General features: G+C 53.8%; 1 pseudogene. It reads left to right on the top strand.

The window, feature by feature from the left end:
- Positions 1-1,679 (top strand): annotated as a pseudogene (locus DBR18_RS27475) (hypothetical protein); the annotation flags it as partial.
- Between the last annotated feature and the right edge of the window lie 512 nt (positions 1,680-2,191).

Below are 2,191 nucleotides of genomic sequence, written 5' to 3'. Positions count from 1 at the left end.
TGACCGCCATCATCAATTACCCGATGCAGGCCGGCGACAAGCTGACCGTTACCTGGACTGGCGCACCCGGCACACCGGCCGAAGGTTCGCACACCACAGCCCTGATCAATGCCGGTACGCAACCGCAGCCAATCCCGCTGCCCAACTCCGTGGTGGCGTTCAACCTGAACAAAACGGTGACCGTCACTTACACCGTCACTCGCGGCGGGGTTGCGCTGCCGACGTCACCAGCGTTGACCTTGAGTGTGCTGGCATTGCCGGTTAGCGCGTTGCCCAAACCCCGTATTCTGCAGGCTGCTGATGCCGGGAACGGCATCGAACTCAACGTAGCGAACCTGACCGGTAATGCCACCCTGCGATTCGACCCCTGGGGTTTGATTGCAATACGTCAGTCCGTCTTTTTGAGCCTGAATGGAACATACGCGGACGGCAGGGCGTACAACTTTGTGATCTGGCAGTCGAACTCCGGCGCTTTCGTCGACCAGAACTGGGTCACTAACGGGTATCAGCATGGTGTCGCCAATACTGAACTGAAAAAGCTGAGGGAAGGCAGCGCACTCAATATCGTGTTCAAGGTCGGTTTTGGAAAATCCACCAATGAAGCCGAAGCCGTGACCTTCCCGCTGCGCACCTACACCGTCAGAACGGTTGCACTGGTGGCACCCGTGATCAGCGGCGTGAAAGACGCCAGCGGTTGGGACATTCCTGACAATGGCTACAGCGTGCGCAACAACGTCACCGTCAACGGCACTGCGCCTGCCGGGCAGCAGGTGGAAATTTTTGATGGGGCGGAGTCCAAGGGCAAGGTGACCGCCACTGGCGGAACATGGTTGATCCCCCTGAATGGCCTGGCGCTGAACGTGCTGCACAGCATCAAGGCCGTCGGGCAATACGGGAGCAATCCAGCGTCGAATGTGTGGCGGTTTACGTCGGTGCCGGAAATAAACGCGAGTATCGATCTGATCAAGGAAACCGATACGGACAAAATCATCGATCAGAACGGGTGGACTACTCGGAACGCGATTACTGTCGAGGGGACAGCTAATGCTTACTTGAAAGTGCAACTTTACGACAACAACGTTCCCATTTCCGGAGCGATTGCAACGGCGGGTACCAACAACAAGTGGACATATCAACTGACCAACTTGTTGGACGGTGCACACACAATCAAGGCCAAAGCTTTGTATGGCGGCGGCAGCGAGGCAAGCAGAATGTTGAACATATCAAAGGCTGCGTCCGGCCTTGAAGATCTCACGCGTGACCCGTCCACCACTTTCCCTACTAATGTCGAGAAGCGGCTCACTAGCGGGCTCGTGGTCAAGTACATTAGTGGGGATGGAAGAATCGGGCCATACGAAGGTTTTCCTGTCATGTGGTGTAGTAATACTCAAACACACATACAGTTCGACTTTGCTGGTGGCACAGAGGTTAAAGGCATTTCCCTTGGAATATTTGTGCAACCAGATGGATGGGCCGACGGGACCATCTCTGGAACAATGAACATTTACGGTAAAAGTGGTCAGTTAATTGCTTCGAAACACTACAGCCTTGTGGATGAACTCGCTAATAACCATCATATGTTTTTTAGATCAGAAACATACTTCAGTCGTGTGACACTCACAATCAACCCCCCTAGCGCACTAGTTAATTTTGGAATTACGCACTTTCACTGGAGTTGAATCCAGCGGGAAATAAAGGGAATAAGGAGACGATTTATCAATCGCCCCCTAATTTCGGACGCTAAAAGATCGTAGCCTTCGGCAGCTCCTACACGGAAATACAGATCCCCCTGTAGGAGCTGCCGAAGGCTGCGATCTTTTGCTTTTGGGATCAACTGTTTAAATGCGTTTAACGTTTCTTCCGACAACCCACAGCACCTTGCGCCATTGCCTACACCTGCGCCAGAATCCGCCGGCTTGTGCGCCTTGGGGGCGGGTTCTATTGTGGGTCGGTCGCTGACGAATCAGCGATCGGGTTTAGCGACTCGACTTATAAAATAGGTGCATCAGCGTTCCATGCTTTGTCGCGGATTCAATGTCTGCGGCTCCGCTATGGTGGCTGTATGCGGGAGACCCTCGGGTCTGCCGGGTGCCTATAACCGGTTCGCTAACCTGCGTACAGCTGCCACCTTTCTGTTTAGCGACAGTTCTGGGCGGCTCCATTCTTATAGGAGCTACACCATGATCAAACC

This window comes from Pseudomonas sp. HMWF021 (assembly GCF_003061005.1).
In the GTDB taxonomy this organism is placed as follows: domain Bacteria; phylum Pseudomonadota; class Gammaproteobacteria; order Pseudomonadales; family Pseudomonadaceae; genus Aquipseudomonas.
Note: the sequence above shows the minus strand (reverse complement) of the source record. Positions and strands in the feature narration are given on the sequence as shown.